We start from the raw sequence: 21,633 nt of genomic DNA on the forward strand, positions 1-21,633 counted from the left end.
TGCTGGCCATGGACAAGGTGCTCCGCGGCCTGAGGCTCCCCGAGAACGTGGCGCCGGGCTGGCTGGTGGTGCAGCTGCTGGGGTCCGTGGTGATCCTGGCGACGCTGCTGACCACCGCGGAGACCCAGCCACTCGTGTGGGTGGCCTACGGCGCGGCCGCCGCGTGCTGGGTGGGTTTCGTGCTCGGCCACGAACGGCTGCCGCGCACGGCCGCCGCGCTGCTCGCCGCCGGCGCCACCGTCGTGGCCCCGGTGATCAGCGTCGCCTCGGACACCTCCGCCCTCGTCATCGGCGTGGTGATGCTCGGCCGGTTCGCCGCGCTGATCACCCCCGGCGTGCGGCTGATCGTCGCGACCGGCTGCGCCGACATCGCGCTGTGCGTGCTCGGCGGGCTGCTCGCCGACGTCTCGCTCGGCGAGACGCTCGGCAACCCGCTCGGCCTGGTGATCATCCTGCTGTTCGGGCTGAACCGGCGGCAGTACCGGATCCACCTGGCCCAGACGCGGCGGCTGCTGGAGCAGACCAAACGCGCGCAGGCCGAGCAGACGCGCGCGGCCGCGTTGGACGAGCGCACCCGGATCGCCCGCGAGATCCACGACGTGCTGGCGAATTCCCTTGGCGCGCTGGTGGTCCAGCTCGAGCTCGCCGAGGCGATGCTCGAGCAGAAGGACGACGACCGGGCGCTGGAACGGGTTCTGGTGTCGCGACGGTTGGCTGTGGACGGTCTGGCCGAGGCCCGCAACGCCGTCGCCGCCCTGCGGGCCGACGTCCCGCCGCTCGCTCGCGCGCTGGAGGATCTGGCGCAGCGGCACCACAAGCTGAGCGGCACCGAGGTGTCGTTCGGCACCGAAGGCGAGCTCCGGACCCCGCCGTTCTCGGTGGTAGCCTGCCTCGTGGCGCTGGCCAGGGAAGCCTTGACGAACGCCGCCAAGCACGCGCCCGGCGAACCGGTCACCATGGTGCTGGGCTTCGAGCCGGACCGCGTCCGCCTGACCGTCCGCAACCCCGTCGCCGGCGATCCGGGTGCGGGGACGGGCTTCGGGCTGACCGGGATGCGTGAGCGCGTTTCCCAGGTCGGCGGGCGGTTGAGCACGGGCACGTGCCAGGGGGAGTGGCAGGTGGTCGCGGAAGTGCCGGAACCCGGTCACACTGGAGGGGATCATGGGTGAGCCGCAGACGATCAAGGTGATCGTGGTCGACGACCAGCAGGTCGTGCGCGAGGGCCTGGTCGCGCTGATGAGCCTGCTCGACGACGTCGAGGTCGTCGGCTCGGCCGCGAACGGCGCGCAGGCGCTCGAGCTGGTCGCGTCGCTCGAGCGGCTCGACGTCGTGCTGATGGACCTGAACATGCCGGTGCTGAGCGGGGTCGAAGCCACCAAGCGCATCACGCAGGACCACCCGGAGGTCGCCGTGGTGGTGCTGACGACCTATTCGGACGACGAGTCGATCGCCGGCGCGCTGGCCGCGGGCGCGCGCGGCTACCTGACGAAGGAGGCCGGCCGGGGCGAGATCGGCTCCGCGCTGCGAGCCGTGGTCGCCGGGCAGCTGACGTTCGGCGCGGACGTTTCGCGCCAGGTCGTCAGCGCGTTGTTCGACTCGGGCGGGCCGAGCGCGGCGAAAGCCGCCCCGCACAAGGAAGGCCTGCCGGACGGGCTGACCGCGCGCGAGGCCGAGGTGCTCGGCCTGATCGCCGCCGGGCTCAGCAACGGGAAGATCGCCGCCGAGCTGTTCATCGGCGAGGCGACGGTGAAGACGCACATCAACAACGCGTTCGCCAAGATCGGCGTGCGCAACCGCGTCGAGGCGGTGCGCTACGCCGTCCGGCACGGGCTGGAGCGGGAGCCGAAGTCGCGCTAGGCCGCCGGGCGGAGCGCGAGCTTCGGGTTGTGCGCGTGGACGCGGAACTCCTTCGCCTTCGGGGTCCGGCTGAACAGGTTGTCCGTGCCGCAGAAGTGCAGCTCCGTGACACCGAGCCGGTGTAGTGCCGCCGTGACCGAAGGCCAGTCGATCGGCCGGTCGAAGGTGCCCAGCAGCATGGTGCGGACCTCGTCGGCCGTGGTCACGACCGCACCGTCCTGATCGGACAGCAGCGGGAGCTCCGGGGTCCGCAAGGGACAGTCGCCGAACGCCGCTTCGGCCGCTCGGCGCCGCAACGCCCCGAACGCGGGCGCGTGCACCGGCGGGCGCATCGTGTACAGCGAATAGCCGCCGACCGCGCTGATCCGCCGGGTGAACTCCGCCAGCTCGCCTTCCCGCAGTGAGACCATGTGGAAGCCGTCGTCGACGACACCGGAGATCTCGGCCCAGGAAAGTTCACCCAGGACGGTCCGCCAGCCCTCGTCGGGCACGCGCGTGACCGTGTGCGTCACGACGTCCTGGTGCTGCGAGGCGAAGTACTCCGCCTCGCAGGCCGCCTGCACGGCCGTCAAGCGGACCGCGTCGGCGAAGCTCAACGCTCCCGAGTGGACGGCCGCGGCCTTCTGGCCGAAGCTGACGCCGGTCACCGCGTCCGGGCGGACGGTGAGCCCGTCCGCGAGGGCGACGCAGCTGACCAGGAAGGCCAGCTGCGCGGCCGGGGAGTACGCGTCCTCGCTGTCGGCGTAGGCGTCCAAAATGGAGTAACCGGCCACGTCGTCGGCCTCGGCGACGCGCCGCTGGGCCCGCGGGTCCAGCACGAGGAACTTGGTGAGCTCCTCGAACCGGCTCGGCGCCATGCCGGGGAAGACCAGCGCGGTGCCGCTCACGCGGCGGACCCGGTGTCGGCCACGGCCAGCTCGGCCATCCGCTGCTTGTCCGGCTTCCCGTTGCGGTTGACCGGGAACTGGTCCACGACGACGACCCGGTTCGGCTGCTCGTACGCCGGCAGCACTTCGGCCAGCTTTTCGCGCCAGTAACCGCTTTCGCGCCGCTCCGGGTCGGCGACGAAGAACACGAGCTGGGCGCCCTTGCGCTCGTCGGGCAGCGGGATGATGCGGGTGCTGCAGCCCTGGGCGGCGACCTTCCGCTCGATGATCTCGGGGTGCAGCGTGTAGCCCATGCGGTGCACGGCGGCCTTGCGCCCGGCGATGAACAGGTTCCGGTGCGCGTCGAGGTACCCGAAGTCGCCGGTCGGGTACCAGCCCTGGGTGACCGGGGTCGTGGTGCCGTCGTCGCCGAGCAGCGCGGTCAGCATGTCCGGGCAGTCGATGACGACCTCGCCGATCTCACCGGCGGCGACCTCGCGGCCGTCGTCGTCGAGGATCCTGACGTCGATGCCGGCCATCACCTGGCCGGTGCCGACCGGGTTGTCGAGGGTGGCGAAGGCCAGGTTGCCGAGCTCGGTGCTGCCGTAGCTGTCGAGCAGGGTCATCCCGAACTCGGCCTCGTACTCGGCGACCACCGGGCTGTCGAGCGGGGCGGCGCCACTGCAGAACATCCGCACCTTCGCCAGCGCGGCCCGGGCCTCGGGGCGCTTGCGGACGATGTTCAGCATGCTCTGGTAGGTGGTCGGGGCGGCGTCGACGACGGTCGCGCCGCACTGGCCCGCCATCCGCAGCGCGCGGTCGAGCCGGCGGTAGGGGGCGATCACCAGCGAGCAGCGGGTCAGCCAGGCGATCATCACCATGGAAATGCCGTACTGGTGGGAGAAGGGCAGCAGTGGCAGCAGGACGTCGTCGGGGCGGTGCCCGACCTGCTCGGCGTTGCGCTTCATGTTCTTCAGGAACCGGGCGCCGTTCTTGACGATCCCCTTCGGCGAGCCCGTCGAGCCGGACGACCACATGATGATGCTGTCGGGCAGCTCGCACCAGCGGTCGAAGTCGAGCCGCTCGCCGGGCTCGGCCGGCACCGCGTCGGCCAGCAGCTCGTAGATGTAGAGCGGGTTCTGCCCGTCCGGCAGCGGCGCGTCGTCGTCCACGATGGACAGCCGGACGGCCGCGCGGTCGATGATCTCCTGGGTCTGCGAGGCCTTCTCCTGCGGGTCGACGAGCACGATCGACGCACCGAGGTGCATCAGCGCGAACAGCGTGCTCACGTACCCGGCGGAGTTGCCGGCCTTCAGCAGCACCCGGTGCCCGGGCAGCAGGCCGCGGGCGGCCAGCGCGTCGGCCACCCCGAGGGTCCGCGACTCGAACTCGTCGAGGGTCTGCACCGAGTCCGCAGCAAAGAGTTTCGCCGGCATCGGCCCGTCCTTTCGGTGGAATTGACGATGTGCCCGATCCAAGGTGTGCGCCGAATATAGGAATGGCTCGCGCGGGGCCGCCACCCCTAACGCTGGTTTGCCTGGTCCAGCCCCTGATCCGTGGCGCGAACTAGGGGCGCGTAGGGGTGGGGAGGGCGGTCGGGCGTCGGTAGCCTCCCGGAGAGGGTGCGGGAATTCCCGCCAATTCCCGCCGGGAAAACGATCGCTGGAGAACGAGGGAAAAATGGTGAACCCCATCCGGGACCTCGGAGACCTTTCCGCTTACGACCGTTCCCGCGTCCTCGCCGAATTCGTCCGGGCCGAGCTGACCGCGGTGCTCGCCGAGCCGCCGTCCGGCGCCGATCGCTCCTTCCTGGACCTCGGCCTGGACTCGGTCGCCGCGGTCGCGCTGCACGCGCGGCTCGTCGAGGCGACCGGCCTGGCGCTGCCGGTGACGCTGGCCTTCGACCACCCGACCCCCGCGCGGCTCGCGACCTACCTCGAGGAGCGCCTGGTGGGCGGGACCGCCCCGGCGCCGGCCGAAGTCGCGTCGCACGACGGCGAGCCGGTCGCGATCGTGGGCATGAGCTGCCGGTTCCCCGGCGGCGCGAGCACCCCCGACGAGTTCTGGCGGCTGATTTCCGCGGGCGCGGACGCGACGTCGGAGTTCCCCGCCGACCGCGGCTGGGACCTCGACGCGCTCTACGACACCGACCCGGACCGCCCCGGCACGACCTACACCCGCCGCGGTGGCTTCCTGCACGACGCCGCCGAGTTCGACGCGGGTTTCTTCGGCATCAACCCGCGTGAGGCCGTGGCGATGGACCCGCAGCAGCGGCTGCTGCTGGAGAGCGGCTGGCACGCGCTGGAGGACGCGGGCATCGACCCGACCGGGCTGAAGGGCAGCCGCACCGGTGTGTACGTCGGCGCGGAGGCGCAGGACTACGGGCCCCGGCTCGAGGACGCCGACGGCGCCGAGGGCTACCTGGACATCGGCACGGCGGGCAGCGTCGCGTCCGGCCGGATCGCGTACACGCTCGGTCTGGAGGGGCCGGCGATCACCGTCGACACGGCGTGTTCGTCGTCGCTGGTCGCCCTGCACCTGGCGGTGCAGGCGCTGCGGCGCGGTGAGTGCGGGCTGGCGCTGGCGGCGGGCGTCGCGGTGATGTCGAGCCCGGGCGGGTTCCTGTCGTTCAGCCGCCAGCGCGCGCTGTCGGCGGACGGCCGTTGCCGTGCGTTCGCGGCGGACGCGGGCGGGACCGGCTGGGCCGAGGGCGTCGCCACTGTCGTGCTGGAGCCGCTGTCGGAGGCGCGGGCGCGGGGGCACCGGGTGCTGGCGGTGGTGCGCGGCAGCGCGGTCAACTCCGACGGCGCGAGCAACGGTCTGACGGCCCCGAGCGGACCGGCCCAGCAACGCGTGATCGAGCAGGCCCTGTCCGACGCGGGCGTCCCGGCGGCTTCGGTCGACGCGGTGGAGGCCCACGGCACGGCCACTCTGCTGGGCGACCCGATCGAGGCGAACGCCCTGCAGGCGGTGTACGGCGTGGGGCGGCCATCGGAGCGGCCGCTGTGGCTGGGATCGGTGAAGTCGAACATCGGCCACACCCAGGCGGCGGCCGGGCTCGCGGGCGTGGTGAAGATGGTGCTGGCGATGCGGGCGGGGACGCTGCCGCGCACGCTGCACGTGGAGTCGCCGACCCCGCACGTGAACTGGGCGGGCGGCGGGGTGGAGCTGCTGACGGACGCCCGCACGTGGCCGGAGGACGACCGGCCGCGGCGGGCCGGGGTGTCGTCGTTCGGGATGAGCGGGACGAACGCCCACGTGATCTTGGAAGGGGTGCCGGCTGAAGAAATCGCGTCGAGCGATCAGTCGGCCGGCCCCTTCCTGCTCCCCATCTCCGCGAAGTCCGCCGCCGCCCTCCGCGGCCAGGCGGCTGCCCTTCTCGAACGTCTCGACCACTACCCCCTGGCCGACCTCGGCGCGGCCCTCGGCACCACCCGCGCCGCCTTCAAACACCGCGCCGTCGTCGTCGCCGAGACCGTCGAAGCCGCGCGGGCCCAGCTCCGAGCCCTCACCGACGGCGCAGACACACCCGGGCTCGTCCGCGGCCGCACCACCGACGGCGGGCTCGCCGTGCGGCTCGACGACGACCTCCCCGACCACACCCACCCGGTGTTCACCAAGGCCCTCGCGGAAGCCTGCGGCCACCTGAACATCCAACGCGAAACCCCGCTCACGCCCTCGTCCCCCGAGTACGCCTTCGCCGCGAACATCGCCGCCTACCGGCTGTTCGAGGCGTGGGGCGTCCACGCGGACGTCGTCGGCGGGGCCGGGTTGGGCGCGGTCGCCGCGGCGCACGTCGCCGGGGTGCTGTCGCTTTCCGACGCCTGCGCGCTGGCCGGAACCCTGGCCAGGGGCGCGGGAGAAGACGAGCTGCGGAGGCTCGTTCGGGCACTGACCTTCGATCCCCAGCGAAGGCTCGTGCTCGACGTCGTGACCGGTGACCCGGTGGAGGCGACCGAACTCGCCGACGCCGGGCACTGGACGCGGCTCGCGGCGCCGGTCCAGCCGGAAGCCGGCTGGCTGGACCGGCACGGCGTGCGCGACCTCCTGCAGCTCGGCCAGGACCCGGCCGAAGCCCTCGCCGAGCGGTACGTCCGCGGCGCCGACGTCGACTGGCGCGCCTACTACGGCGACCGTGACGTCCGGCACGTCCGGCTGCCCGGTTACGCCTTCCAGCGCGAGCGGTTCTGGCTCGCCGCACGCCCCGCCGGCGCCCTGGTCGAATCCGTCCTCGCGCACGCCGCCAAGGACGAGGTGACGCTCACCGGCCGGCTTTCCCTCAGCACGCACCCCTGGCTCGGCGACCACCGCGTCCAGGGCGCCGCGATCCTGCCGGGCACCGCCTTCCTCGAACTGGCGATCCAGGCCGGGACGCACGTCGGCTGCCCCGCGGTCGCCGAGCTGACCCTGCACGCGCCGCTCGTGCTCACCACGACCGCCACCCTCCAGACCACCGTCGGCGAGCCCGACGGCGACGGGACGCGCCCCTTCACCGTCCACTCGCGACACGACGACGGCCCGTGGACGCACCACGCGTCCGGGTCCCTGGGTGCCGCGCCGGTCGCGGCCGGGGAAGTCGCCGAGCCCACCACCGGCGCGATCGACGTCAGCGCCGTCTACCCGGCCCTCGCCGACACCGGGCTCGGTTACGGCCCCGCCTTCCAGGGGCTCACCGCCGCCTGGCGTGCCGGGGACGACGTCGTCGCCGAAGTCGTGGTGCCCGAAGGGGTTCCCGGCGGCTTCGCGCTCCACCCGGTCCTCGCGGACGCCGCCCTGCACGCCCTCGAGCTGTTCGACGGCGCCTTCGGCGGGGACGGCCGCGCCTGGCTGCCGTTCTCGTGGAGCGGCGTCGCCGTCCACGCGCCCGGCGCGACCCGCGCCCGCGTCCGGCTCACCCGGACCGGCGACGACTCGGTCGCCCTCACCGTCGCCGGTCTCGACGGCGCGCCGATCGCCACCGTCGAAACGCTGACCCTGCGCCCCGTCGCCGCCGTCGCGGACTCGCTGTTCGCCACCCACTGGGTCCCGCTGACCGCCGAGGAGGCCACCGGTTCGTGGGCGGTGCTCGGCGAGCCCAGGCATCCGGACCTGCCCGCGCTGCTGCTGTCGGAGGTCCCGGACTTCGTGCTCGCCGAAGTCACGTCCACCGGCCCGCACACCGCCGCGTCCGACGTCCTGGCGTTGCTCACCTCCTGGCTCGCGACCCCGCGCACCGCGGACTCGCAGCTGGTCGTGCTGACCACCGGCGCACACGCCGTCGTCGGCGGCGACACCGTGCCCGGCCTGGCGCAGGCCACCGTGCCCGGCCTGGTGCGCTCCGCGCAGGACGAGGAAACCGGCCGGATCGTGCTCGTCGACACCGACGGCAGCGACGCGAGCCGCGACGCCCTGCGCAGTGCGGTCGCGGCGGCCGTCGCGGTGGGGGAGACCGAACTCGCCCTGCGTGACGGCGTGGCGCTCGTGCCGCGACTCGGCGCTGAGCTGTCCACAGTGGACGAGACAAGCCTGGACCCCGACGGGACCGTGCTCATCACCGGCGGCACCGGCGTGCTCGGCCGGCTCGTCGCGCGGCACCTCGTGCGCCACCACGGGATCCGCAGCCTCGTCCTGCTCTCCCGCAACCCCGTGGACGTGGAACTGGACGCCGACGTGCGGGTCGTGGCCTGTGACGCGGCCGACCGGGAAGCGCTTGCCGAAGTCCTCGATGCCATCCCGCGGCTCACCGCCGTGGTGCACGCCGCGGGCGTCCTCGACGACGGCGTCCTGGGTTCGCTCACCGCCGAGCGGGTCGCGAAGGTGCTGACCCCGAAGGTCGACGGGGCGCTCAACCTCCACGAGCTGACGAAGGACCGCCCGCTCGACGCGTTCGTGCTCTTCTCCTCCTCGGCCGCGCTGCTCGGCGGCGCGGGCCAGGCGAACTACGCCGCCGCCAACACCTTCCTCGACGCACTCGCCCAGCACCGCCACGCCGCGGGCCTGCCCGCACTGTCGCTGCAGTGGGGCCTGTGGGAGCAGGCGAGCGGGCTGACCGCGAAGCTCGGCGAAGCCGACCACGCCCGGTTGCGCCGCTCAGGCATCGCGCCACTGCCGACCGACCGCGCGCTGGGCATGCTCGACACCGCGCTGCGGACGGCCGATCCGGTCGTCGCGCCGGTGCTCCTGGACCACCGGGCGCTGCGGGCCAAGGACGCCGTCCCGCCGCTGCTGCGCGGCCTCGTCCGCACCACACCCCAGCGCACGGCCACCCGGGCCGCGACCACGGACGTCGCCGGGCTGGTGCGCGAGCACGTCGCCGCGGTGCTCGGGCACGCGACACCGCACGCCGTCGAGCTCGACCAGGCGTTCACCGAACTGGGCTTCGACTCGCTGACCGCCGTCGAGCTGCGCAACCGCCTCGGCGCCGCGCTGGGCCGCAAGCTGCCCGCCACGCTGATCTTCGACTACCCGACGCCGGCCGCGCTCGCCACACACCTGGGCGAAGGCACCCGGGTCACCGTCGCCGCGCCGGTGCGCGTCGCCGACGAGCCGGTCGCGATCGTCGGCATCGGCTGCCGGTACCCCGGGGGCGTGACCGACGCCGACGGACTGTGGCGGCTGGTCGCCGACGGCGCCGACGCCATCGGCGACTTCCCGGCCGACCGCGGCTGGGACCTCGACGCGCTCTACGACCCGGACCCGGCCGCGCCGGGCAAGATGTACGTCCGCCACGGCGGGTTCCTCCCGGACGCCCTCGAGTTCGACGCCGGGTTCTTCGGCATCTCGCCGCGCGAGGCCCTGGCGATGGACCCGCAGCAGCGGCAGCTCATGGAGGTCGCCTGGGAGGCCCTGGAGCACGCCGGGATCGACCCGGTTTCCTTGAAGGGCAGCCACACCGGCGTGTTCGCCGGGATCATGTACCACGACCACGCGGCGCGGCTGCGCGAAGTGCCCGAGGAGCTGGAAGGGTTCCTGGGCAACGGAAGCGCGGCCAGCGTGCTGACCGGCCGGATCGCCTACACGCTCGGACTCGAAGGCCCGGCGGTCTCGGTGGACACCGCCTGCTCGTCTTCGCTGGTCTCGCTGCACCTCGCGACGCAGGCGCTGCGACGCGGTGAATGCTCGATGGCGCTGGCCGGCGGCGTGACGGTGTTGTCGACGCCCGAGGTCTTCGTCGACTTCAGCCGCCAGCGCGGGCTCGCCCCGGACGGCCGCTGCCGCGCGTTCTCCGACGACGCCGACGGCACCGGCTGGGCCGAGGGCGTCGGCATGGTCGTGCTGGAACGACTGTCCGACGCGCAGCGCAACGGGCACCGGATCCTGGCCGTGGTCAAGGGTTCCGCGGTGAACCAGGACGGCGCGTCCAACGGCATGACCGCGCCCAACGGCCCTTCGCAGCAACGCGTCATCGCCGCCGCGCTGGCCGACGCCGGCCTCGGCGCCGCCGACGTCGACGTCGTGGAGGCGCACGGCACCGGCACCGCGCTCGGCGACCCGATCGAAGTCCAGGCCCTGCAAGCGACCTACGGCGCCGGCCGGGACGCGAACCGTCCACTGTGGCTGGGTTCGCTGAAGTCGAACCTCGGGCACGCGCAGGCCGCCGCCGGGGTCGGTGGCGTGATCAAGATGGTGCAGGCGCTGCGGGCCGGGATCCTCCCGAAGACGCTGCACGCGGCGACGCCGTCGTCGAAGATCGAGTGGGCCGGCGGCGGGGTCGAGCTGCTGCGCGACGCCCGCGCGTGGGCCACCGAAGGCCCGCGCCGGGCCGCGGTGTCGTCGTTCGGCATCAGCGGGACGAACGCGCACGTCATCCTCGAACAAGCTCCGGCCGCGGAGACCGTGGCACGCCCGGCCGAGGCGGCCGGGCCGCTGCCGGTCGTCGTCCACGCGAAGACGCCGGAAGCGTTGCGGGACCAGGCTTCCCGGCTGCGCGAGCACGTCCTGGCGCACCCCGAGTTCTCGGTCGCCGACGTCGGATATTCCCTCGCCACCGGCCGGACGGCGTTCGCCCACCGCGGCGCGGTCGTCGCCACCGACCGTGACGAGCTGATCGAGGGACTCGCCGGCTTGGCCGCCGGCGCGGACTCCGCCGTGACCGGCTCGGGCTCCGGCGACGCCCGGGTGCTGATGGTCTTCCCTGGCCAGGGTTCGCAGTGGGTCCACATGGGACTGGAGCTGGCGGAGCACGAGCCGGTGTTCACGGAACGCCTGCGCGAATGCGACGCGGCGCTGTCGGAGTTCGTCGGCTGGTCGGTGTTCGACAAGCTCGCCGACGAGTCCGCCCTCGGCCAGGTCGACGTCGTCCAGCCGCTGCTGTGGGCGATGATGGTGTCGCTCGCCGCCCTGTGGCGCCACTACGGTGTCGAGCCCGCCGGAGTGGTGGGGCACTCCCAGGGCGAGATCGCCGCGGCGACCGTGTCCGGCGCGCTGTCCCTGCAGGACGGTGCCCGCGTGGTTGCGCTGCGCGCCAGGGCATTGCGGGCCCTCGAAGGCATCGGCGGCATGGCGTCGATCCTGGTCTCGGCCGAGCGCGCCGCGGAACTCATCCGGCCGTGGGGCGAGCTGCTCGCCGTCGCCGCGGTCAACGGCCCGGCGCAGGTCATCGTCTCCGGCGCCGTCGACGCCCTCGACGAGCTCGCGATCGTCTGCGAGAACGAAGGCGCGCACTACCGCCGGATCGGCGTGTCCTACGCGTCGCACCACCCGCAGGTCGGGCAGCTGGCCGGCGTCATCCTCGCCGACCTCGCCCCGGTGTCGCCGGCGAGCACCGAGATCCCCTTCCACTCCACGGTGTCCGGCGAACCGATCGACACCGCGACCCTGACCGGCGAGTACTGGCTGGAGAACCTGAAGAGCCCGGTCCGCTTCTTCCCGACCGTGGTCAAGGCCCTCGAGAACGGCTTCACGCACGTCCTCGAGATCAGCCCGCACCCCGTGCTCGGCGCGTCCCTCGACGAAGCCGCGCAAGGCATCCCGGTGCTCTCGACGCTGCGCCGCGGCGACGGCGGGCCGAGCCGGTTCCGCACCTCGGTCGCCGAGTTCACCGTCGGCCAGGGCAGTCTCGACTGGACCGCGCTGTACCTGAAGGCGGGCGCGCGCCGGATTCCCTTGCCCACATACGCTTTCCGGCACGAGCGCTACTGGCTCGACGCCCGCCAGGGCACCCAGGACGTCGGCACGGTCGGCCTCAGCCCGGCCGGGCACGGCCTGCTCGGCGCGGTCATGCGGGCCGCCGGCGACGGCACGGTCTACCTCTCCGGCCGCCTCTCCTTGACCGCCCAGCCGTGGCTGGCCGACCACGCCCTCGGCGACACCCCGCTGCTGCCGGGCGCGGCGATGGTCGACCTGGCCGTGCACGCCGGTGACCAGGTCGGCTGCCCGCACCTGGAGGAGCTGACCCACCACGCGCCGCTCCTGTTGCCGCGCACCGGATCCGTGGTCGTCCAGCTGATGGTGACCGCGCCCGACGACGACGGCCGCTGTGGCCTGACCTTGCACTCGCGCCCGGAAGAAGACGGCGAGTGGGAGCTGCACGCGTCCGGCCTGCTGTGCCGCGAGGCCACCGAGCGGCCCGAAGCTCCGGCCGTCTGGCCACCGGAAGGTGCCCGCCGGATCGACACCGGCGACGCCTACCGCGTCCTCGCCGGCCAGGGGTACGCGTACGGCGCGATGTTCCAGGGCCTCGAAGCCGCCTGGCGGGCCGAAGACGCGCTGTACGCCGAGGTGAGCCTGGCGGACTCCCTCGACGAGGACGGGTTCCTCGTCCACCCGGCGCTGCTCGACGCCGCCCTGCACGTCATCAGCCTGGCGAACGCGAGTGAAGACACCGCGATCCCGTTCTCCTGGCAGGGTGTTTCGATCCACGCGAGCGGCGCCCGCCGGCTCCGCGTCCGCATCACCGGCGGCGACGACGAGACCGTCGCCATCGCCGCCTTCGACAGCGAGGGCACGCCGGTGCTCGACGTTCGTGCCCTGGTCTCCCGCGCCCTGCCGCAGCAAGCGTTGTCGCAGTTCGTGAACATCCGGGACAGCCTGTTCCAGGTCGACTGGCCTCAGTGGACGGCGGAAAGCGGCTCGACGACCGTTGTCGACAAACCGACCTTCGGCGTGCTGGACGACACCAGCGGCCTGCGGGCCTGGTTCGCCGAGGCCGGCTGCGAGCCGGTGCTCTACCGCGGCTGGGACGAGGTCGCCGTCACCCGCGAGCCGCCGGACCTGGTGCTGTGGGACACGGCGTCGCTGCTGCGCCGTCCGGTCGACCTCGACGACGGCCCCGCGCTGGCCGAAACCGCCGGCCGGCTGGTCGAAGCCGTCTTGATGCGGCTGAAGCGCTGGCTCGCCCGGCCGCAGTCCGAACGCACCCGGCTGGTGGTCGTCGGCTGGGGCGGCCTGGCCGAGTCGGGTGTCGGCGGCCTGATCCGGTCGATGGCCACGGAGTTCCCCGGTCGGCTCGTCCTGCTGGACGTCCGCGGCAAGGGCCCGGTCGACGTCCCGGCGCTGATGGCGGCGCTGGCCACCGACGAGCACGTCCTCGGCGTGCGTGACGGCGTGGTCTGCGTGCCGCGGCTCGAGCGCACGGTCTCGGAGCTGGCGATCCCGGACGGCGAAGCCTGGTCGGTCGCCTCCGACGGCCGCGGCACCCTCGACGGCGTCGGCCTGGTCCCCTCCGACGCGGCCACCCGCGAACTCGCCCCGGGCGAGGTGCGCGTCGCGGTCCGCGCGGCCGGGGTGAACTTCCGGGACGTCCTGATCAGCCTCGGCATGTACCCCGACGAGGGCGCGATGATGGGCAGCGAGGCCGCCGGCGTCGTCGTCGAAACCGGCGCCGACGTGCACACGGTCGAACCCGGCGACGCCGTGATGGGCTTGTTCACCGAGTGCTCCGGCTTCGGCTCGCACGCGGTCACCGACGCCCGGATGGTCGTCCCGGTGCCCGAAGGCTGGTCCTTCGAGCAGGCCGGCGCGGCCCCGGTGGTGTTCCTGACCGCGTTCTACGCCCTGCACGACCTCGGCAAGCTGGCCACCGGCAAGCGCGTCCTCATCCACACCGCGACCGGCGGCGTCGGCATGGCGGCCCTGCAGCTGGCCCAGTACTGGGGCGCGGAGGTCTTCACGACCGCGCACCCGGGCAAGTGGCCGGTGCTGAAGACTCTCGGCGTGCCGCGGGAGCGGATGGCCAGTTCGCGCACCGCGGACTTCGAGGCCGAGTTCCTCGCGGCGACGCGGGGTGCGGGTATGGACGTCGTGCTGAACTCGCTGGCCAACGAGCAGACCGACGCGTCGCTGCGGCTCCTGCCGCGTGGCGGGCGGTTCGTGGACATGGGCAAGACCGACGTCCGCGACCCCGACGTCGTCGCGAAGGAGCACCGCGGTGTGAAGTACCGGGCCTTCGACCTCATCGAGGCCGGGCCCGACCGGATCCAGGACATCCTCACCGCACTGCACGAGCTGTTCACCGCCCGGGTGCTGCTGCCGCTGCCGGTGAAGGCGTGGCCGATGCAGCAGGCCCGCCGCGCGCTGCGGTACGTGCGGGAAGCCCGCCAGATCGGCAAGGTCGTGCTGACGCTGCCGGAGAAGATCGACCCGGACCGCCCGGTGCTGATCACCGGCGGCACCGGCACCCTCGGCGGGCTGCTGGCCCGGCACCTGGTCACCGAGTACGGCGTGCGGGAGCTGGTGCTCACCTCGCGCCGGGGCCTGGGCGCCCTCGGCGCCGCCGAACTGCGGGACGAGCTGTACGAAGCCGGCGCGGAGTCGGTCGCCGTCGTGGCCTGCGACGTCACCGACCGGGACTCCCTGGCCGGGTTGTTCGAGCACACCGGGCCGGTCGGGGCGGTGTTCCACACGGCGGGCGTCCTCGACGACGGCCTGTCGGTGAACCTCAGCCCCGAGCAGGTGCGCCGCGTCCTCGCGCCGAAGGTGCAGGCGGCGACCTACCTGCACGAGCTGACCCTGGACATGGGCCTGTCGCACTTCGTGCTGTTCTCCTCGGCCGCCGGTGTCCTCGGCGACGCCGGGCAGGCCAACTACGCGGCGGCGAACACCTACCTCGACGAGCTCGCCGCGCGCCGCCGGGCACTCGGGCTGCCCGCGTTGTCGCTGTCGTGGGGATTGTGGGCGGACGCGTCCGGGATGACCGGGCACCTCGACGGCGTCCACCACGACCGGATGGCCGCCAACGGCATGCGGGCGCTGTCCGCCGCGCACGCACTGGGCCTGCTCGACGTCGCGCTGACGTCGACGCACTCGCACTACGTGCCGATCTCGCTGAGCGTCGGCACGCAGCGCGAGCCGATCTTCCGGGCGCTGGTCCAGCCGAAACGGGCGCAGGCCCGCGCCGGTGGCGCCGCCGCGGAAGAGGGGCTCGCCGAGCGGCTGTCGGTGCTCAACCCCGAACAACAGCTGCAGCTGCTGGAAGAGCTCGTCGCCGCGCAGGTCAACCTCGTCCTCGGGCACGCCGAGGGGCACGCGGTCGACCCCGACCAGCCGTTCACCGTGCAGGGCTTCGACTCGCTGACCGCGGTCGAGCTGCGCAACCGGCTCGGCGCGCAGACCGGCTCGCACCTGCCGGCGACGCTGATCTACGACCACCCGACCCCGCGGGACATCACGCGGCTGCTGCACCGGACGCTCGCGCCGGCGCGGGAACCGCTGTCGGCCGACGACGAGGACAAGCGACGGCTGCAGGAGGTCCTGGCCACGGTGCCGGTGTCCCGGCTCCGGGAGATCGGCCTGTTCGACGCGCTGCTGAGCCTGGCCGAGGAGCCGGCCGGCGGCGCCACCACCTCGAGGGCGAACGTGGACGAAATGGACACCGACGCACTCATCGCGTTGGCGATGGAGGGATCCGAGAACTCATGACTGCTCCCGACGAGAAGGTCGTCGCCGCACTCCGCGCGTCGGTCAAGGAAACCGAACGCCTGCGCCTGCAGAACCAGCAGCTGCGCGGGGCCGCCCACGAACCGGTCGCGATCGTCGGCATGGGCTGCCGCTTCCCGGGCGGCGTCCGGACCCCGGAAGACCTCTGGCGGCTGGTCGCCGACGGCGCGGACGCGATCGGCGAGTTCCCCGCCGACCGCGGCTGGGACGCCGACGCGCTCTACGACCCGGACCCGGACGCGGCCGGCAAGTCCTACGTGCGCACCGGCGGGTTCCTCCACGGCTCCAACAACTTCGACGCGGGCTTCTTCGGGATCTCGCCGCGCGAGGCGGTGGCCATGGACCCGCAGCAGCGGCAGCTCCTCGAAGTCGCCTGGGAGACCCTGGAGAACGCCGGGCTCGACCCGCTCGCGCTCAAGGGCAGCCCGACCGGCGTGTACGTCGGCGTGATCCACAGCTCCTACGCCGACCGGCTGCCGTCGGTGCCGGGCGAGCTGGAAAGCTACGTGGACAACGGGAACCTCAGCAGCGTGGCGTCCGGCCGGATCTCCTACACCCTCGGCCTCGAAGGGCCGGCGGTGTCGGTCGACACGGCGTGCTCGTCGTCGCTGGTGGCGTTGAACCTCGCGGTGCGGGCGTTGCGCAGCCAGGACTGCTCCCTGGCCTTGGCCGGGGGCGCCACGATCATGGCGAGCGAGAGTTCGTTCGTGAACTTCAGCCGGCAGCGCGCGGTCGCCCCGGACGGCCGCAGCAAGGCGTTCGCGGATTCCGCCGACGGCTTCGGGGTCTCCGAGGGTGTCGGATTCCTGCTGCTGGAACGGCTTTCGGACGCGGTCCGCAACGGGCACGACGTGCTCGCCGTGGTGCGCGGCTCGGCCGTGAACCAGGATGGCGCGTCGAACGGGCTGTCCGCGCCGAACGGTCCTTCGCAGCAGCGGGTGATCACGGCGGCACTCGAGGACGCTCGGTTGTCCGCGTCCGACGTCGACCTCGTGGAGGCGCACGGGACCGGAACCGCGTTGGGTGACCCGATCGAGGTCCAGGCGTTGCAGGCGGTTTACGGCGTGGAGCGGGACCGTCCACTGTGGCTGGGTTCGCTGAAGTCGAACATCGGACACTCGCAGGCCGCGGCCGGGGTGGGTGGCGTGATCAAGATGGTGCAGGCGTTGCGGGCCGGGGTCATGCCGCGGACGCTGCACGCCTCGACGCCGTCGTCGAAGATCGAGTGGGCCGGCGGTGGTGTGGAGCTGTTGCAGGAGGCTCGCCCGTGGTCTTCCGATGCTCCGCGCCGGGCGGGAGTGTCTTCCTTTGGCATCAGCGGCACCAACGCGCACGTGATCCTGGAGCAGGCTCCTGCCGCGGAGGTGACCTCGGCCGAGATCGCCGGGCCGCTGCCGTTCCTGGTGCACGCCAAGACCGCCGAAGCGGTGCGGGAGCAGGCTTCCCGGTTGCGGGAGCACGTCCTGGCGCACCCTTCGCTTTCCCTCGGTGACCTCGGGTTCTCCTTGACCGGGCGCAGCAAGTTCCCCCACCGCGGTGCCGTTGTCGCCGCGGATCGGGACGAGCTGCTGGCCGGGCTGGACGAGCTGGACCTCGTGGGTTCGGGGACCGGCAAGCCGAGCCGGGTGCTGATGGTGTTCCCGGGTCAGGGTTCGCAGTGGGTCCGGATGGGCTTGGACCTGGCCGAGCGGGAGCCGGTCTTCGCCGAGCGGCTGCGGGAATGCGATGCGGCGCTGGCGGAGTTCGTGGACTGGTCGGTGTTCGACAAGCTGGCGGAAGAGACCAGCCAGGTCGATGTGGTGCAGCCGTTGCTGTGGGCGGTGATGGTCTCGCTGGCCGCACTGTGGCGGTCGCACGGTGTCGAGCCCGCCGGGGTGGTCGGGCACTCGCAGGGTGAGATCGCCGCGGCGACGGTGTCGGGCGCGTTGTCCTTGCAGGACGGTGCTCGGGTTGTCGCGCTGCGCGCGAAAGCGTTGCGTGCGCTCGAAGGCATTGGTGGGATGGCGTCGCTGCGAGTCTCGGCTGAGGAGGCCGAGGCGCTGATCGATGATCGGCTCGCGGTGGCGGCGGTGAATGGCCCGGCGCAGGTGATCGTGTCCGGTGATGTGTCCGCTTTGGACGAACTGGCCGGGAAGTGCGAGAGCTATCGGCGGATCGACGTTTCCTATGCCTCGCACCACCCGCAGGTGGGTCAGCTGGCGGAGGTGATTCTCAACGATCTTGAGCCGGTGTCGCCGGTGGGCACTGAGATTCCGTTCTACTCCACGGTGTCCGGTGAGAAGATCGACACCGCGACCCTCACCGGTGAGTACTGGCTGGAGAACCTGAAGAGCCAGGTCAAGTTCTTCCCGACCGTCGTGGCCGCGCTCAAGCAAGGCTTCACGCACGTTCTCGAAGTCAGCCCACACCCGGTGCTGAACGCACCGCTCGAGGAAGCCGCCCAAGGGATTCCGGTGTTGTCGACGCTGCGCCGCGAGGGCGCGCAGCAGCGCTTCCGGACCGCACTGGCCGAGCTGTACGTCCACGGCGGCCACGTCGACTGGACACCCCTGTTCGACGGCGCCACCCGAGTACCCCTACCCACCTACGCCTTCCAGCACGAGCGGTACTGGCTCGAAGGCGAAGCCGCCCAGGACGTCACCGCCGTCGGCCTGCGTCCGGCCGGGCACGGGCTGCTCGGCGCGGTCCTGCACGCCGCCGGCACCGGCGCACTGCACCTGTCCGGCCGGCTTTCGCCCGCCACGCAGCCGTGGCTGGCCGACCACGCCCTCGGCGACACCGTCGTCCTGCCCGGCACCGCGATGCTGGAAATGGCCGTGCACGCGGGGGACCAGCTGGGCTGCCCGCGCGTCGAAGAGCTGACCCACCACGCGCCCCTCGCGCTGCCCGCCGAGGTCCAGGTCACCGTGCAGGCACCCGACGAGTCCGGCCGCTGCGCCTTCGCCCTCCACTCGCGCTCCGGCGACGAAGACTGGGTCCAGAACGCCGAAGGCACCCTGGTCAAGGGCACGGCCGCCGCCGACACCGGCCTCACCGAATGGCCGCCGCGGGACGCGCACCCGCTCGACGTCGAGGCGTTCTACCCGGCGCTCGCCGAGGCGGGCCTCCGCTACGGGCCGGTGTTCCAGGGCCTGCGTCACGCGTGGCGGCGCGGTGACGAGCTGTTCGCCGACGTCGTCCTGCCCGAAGACCAGGCCGTCGGCGAGTTCGTGCTGCACCCGGCGCTGCTCGACGCGGCCGTGCAGACCGCCGAGCTGGCCGGCGACGGCACCACCCGGCTGCCGTTCTCCTGGCGCGGCTTCTCGGTGTTCGCCACCGGCGCCCGCGCGCTGCGGGTCCGGGTCGCGCCGACCGGCGAGGACGGCGTCACGCTCACCGTCGCCGACCCCACCGGCGCCCCGGTCGCCCGGGTCGACGAGCTGATCTCGCGGTCCGCGCAGGTGGCCGGGCCGGCGGTGCGGCTACGGGACGCGATGTACCGCGTCGACTGGCAGGACTGGACAGCGCCGGCCATGCCGGAGCCGGTCGAGATCGTGCGGTGGCCGGCGACCGGCTCGACCGCGAGCGAGGTCATCGAAACGACGTTGCGGCGCATCCAGGAGTGGCTGGCCGAGCCGGGCGAGGCCCGGCTGGTCGTCGAGTGCGCCGACACCCTCGAACACGCGGGCCTGCCGGGCCTGGTCCGCACGGTCGCCGCCGAGTTCCCCGGCCGGGTCGCGTTGCTGGTCACCGACGGGTCCGAAGTGGACGACGATGTCCTCGCGACCGACGAGCCCGTGATCGGCGTCTTCGACGGCGAGACAAGGGTGCCGCGCCTCGGCCGCGTCGGCGCCGAACTCACCCTCCCCGAAGGCGGCTGGCGCATCGGCAACGACGCCGACCCGGTGCCCTACGACGCCGGCACCGCGCCCCTCGCACCCGGGCACGTCCGGGTCCGGGTGCGCGCGGCGGGCGTCAACTTCCGCGACGTCCTGGTCGGGCTCGGCATGTACCCGGACCCGGACGCCGTCCTCGGCAGCGAGGCCGCCGGGATCGTGACCGAGGTCGGTCCCGGTGTCGAGTCGGTGCGGGCCGGCGACGCCGTGATGGGCATGTTCACCGAGTGCGCCACCTTCGGCGCGCTCGCTGTCACCGACGCGCGGCTGGTCGTCCCCGTCCCCGGCGGCTGGACGTTCGAGCAGGCCGGCGCCACGCCGGTCGCGTTCCTGACCGCCTTCTACGCCCTGTCGGACCTGGCGAAGCTGACCGCGGGGGAGCAGGTGCTGATCCACACCGCGACCGGCGGGGTCGGCATGGCCGCCCTGCAGCTGGCCCGGCACTGGGGCGCGGACGTGTTCACCACCGCGTCCCCGGCGAAGTGGGACACGCTGCGGGCCCTCGACGTCCCGCTGGAGCGGATCGCCAGTTCGCGGGCCCTCGACTTCGAAGCCGACTTCCGCGAGGTGGCCGGCGGGGTCGACGTCGTCCTGAACTCCCTGGCGCACGAGCACACCGACGCCTCGCTGCGGCTGCTGCGCCCCGGCGGGCGGTTCGTCGACATGGGCAAGACCGACGTCCGCGACCCGGAATCCGTCGCCGCCGCGCACGAAGGCGTCTCCTACCGGGCGTTCGACCTCATCGAAGCCGGCCCGGACCGGCTGGGCGAGATCCTCGCCGAACTGCGTGGCCTCTTCGCCGAGGGCGTGCTGACGCCGTTGCCGGTGCGGTCGTGGCCGATGCAGCAGGCCCGGCAGGCGCTGCGGTTCGTGCAGGCGGCCCGGCACGTCGGCAAGGTCGCGCTGACCCTGCCCGAGCCGCTCGACCCGGCCCGGCCGGTGCTGGTCACCGGCGGCACCGGCACGCTCGGCGCGTTGCTCGCCCGGCACCTCGTCACCACGTACGGCGTCCGGCACCTCGTCCTGACCTCGCGTCGCGGTCCCGAAGCCGCCGACGGTCTCGGCGACGAACTTCGCACGCTGGGCGCGGAGTCGGTGGACATCGTCGCGTGCGACGTCGCCGAGCGCGACGCCGTCGACACGCTGATCGCCCGATACCCGAAGCTGGGCGCGGTGTTCCACACGGCGGGTGTCCTCGACGACGCCCTGTCGGTCAACCTCACCCCTGAACAGCTCGCGAAGGTGTTGCGGCCCAAGGTGATCGCGGGCACGCACCTGCACGAGGCGACGCGAAACCTCGACCTGTCGCACTTCGTGCTGTTCTCCTCCGCGGCCGGTGTCCTCGGCGATGCCGGCCAGGCCAACTACGCCGCGGCCAATACCTGGCTCGACGAACTCGCCCGGCGGCGTCGTGCGCAGGGTCTGCCCGGGTTGTCGCTGTCGTGGGGCCTGTGGGACGACGTGTCCGGCATGACCGGGCACCTGAGCGACGCCGAGCGGGCCCGCATGGCGGCCGACGGGATGCGGCCGCTGCCGGCCGAGCACGCGCTCGGCCTGCTGGACGCGGCGATGACGTCGACGCACCCGCACTACGTGCCGATCGCGCTGACCGTCGGCACCCAGCCCGAGCCGCTGTTCCGCGCCCTGGTCAAGGCCACCCGCGCCGACGCGCAGACCGTCGTCACGACCGGCCTGGCGGGTCAGCTCGCCGCGCTCACCGGCGAGCAGCAGCTGCACCTGCTGGAGACGGTCGTCGCGGCCCAGGTGAACCACGTGCTGGGGCACGCCGAAGAGCGGCCGGCCGATCTGGACCAGCCGTTCAAGACGCAGGGCTTCGACTCGCTCACCGCGGTCGAGCTGCGGAACCGGCTGACCGCCCGGACCGGCGTGCGGCTGCCGGCGACGCTGATCTACGACCACCCGAACCCGCGGCACGTCGCGCGGCTGCTGCACGCCGGCCTCGCCCCGGAGCAGGCCGGCGGGTCGTCGGTGCTGGACCGGATCGACGCGCTCGAAGCCGCGCTGGCCGGCACGGACGAGGACCGCGCGGAGATCACCGACCGGCTGCGGGCGCTGCTCGACCGGTGGACCGGCGGCGCCGGGGGCGAAGACGACGTCGACGACGCCTCGGCCGACGAACTGCTCGACATCATCGCGAAGGAATTCGGAAGGTCCTGACC

The 21,633-nt window shown here is 73.1% G+C and carries 6 protein-coding genes; 4 read left to right on the forward strand and 2 right to left on the reverse strand.

The genetic code is table 11. From position 1 onward, the window contains the following. The first annotated feature begins 8 nt into the window (after positions 1-8). Entirely contained in the window at positions 9-1,169 is a 1,161-nt protein-coding gene (locus M8542_RS47500; RefSeq protein WP_257927027.1) for a sensor histidine kinase, read from the forward strand. Beyond that, on the forward strand, positions 1,162-1,857 hold the full coding sequence (locus M8542_RS47505) for a response regulator (RefSeq protein WP_257927028.1): 696 nt from the start codon (positions 1,162-1,164) through the stop codon (positions 1,855-1,857). Before M8542_RS47500 ends, M8542_RS47505 begins: the two co-directional genes overlap by 8 nt. Here the strand turns inward: M8542_RS47505 and M8542_RS47510 are convergent. Then, positions 1,854-2,744 (reverse strand): ACP S-malonyltransferase, encoded by an 891-nt coding sequence (locus M8542_RS47510; protein ID WP_257927029.1) that lies wholly within the window; start codon positions 2,742-2,744, stop codon positions 1,854-1,856. The two genes, M8542_RS47505 and M8542_RS47510, sit on opposite strands and share 4 nt — an antisense overlap. Continuing rightward, the gene (locus M8542_RS47515; RefSeq protein WP_257927030.1) at positions 2,741-4,159 is read right to left on the reverse strand and encodes a class I adenylate-forming enzyme family protein; all 1,419 of its coding nucleotides are present in this window, start codon (positions 4,157-4,159) and stop codon (positions 2,741-2,743) included. Before M8542_RS47515 ends, M8542_RS47510 begins: the two co-directional genes overlap by 4 nt. Before the next feature lie 247 nt (positions 4,160-4,406). Here M8542_RS47515 and M8542_RS47520 point away from each other — a divergent pair, with 247 nt between their 5' ends. Beyond that, positions 4,407-15,560 (forward strand): SDR family NAD(P)-dependent oxidoreductase, encoded by an 11,154-nt coding sequence (locus tag M8542_RS47520; RefSeq protein WP_372508800.1) that lies wholly within the window; start codon positions 4,407-4,409, stop codon positions 15,558-15,560. Continuing rightward, positions 15,557-21,631, forward strand: coding sequence for a type I polyketide synthase (locus M8542_RS47525; RefSeq protein ID WP_257927032.1), 6,075 nt, complete (start codon positions 15,557-15,559; stop codon positions 21,629-21,631). The genes M8542_RS47520 and M8542_RS47525 overlap by 4 nt, the downstream gene beginning before the upstream one ends. Positions 21,632-21,633 lie beyond the last annotated feature (2 nt).

The sequence above is a fragment of the Amycolatopsis iheyensis genome (assembly GCF_024703995.1).
Classification (GTDB): Bacteria; Actinomycetota; Actinomycetes; order Mycobacteriales; family Pseudonocardiaceae; genus Amycolatopsis; species Amycolatopsis iheyensis.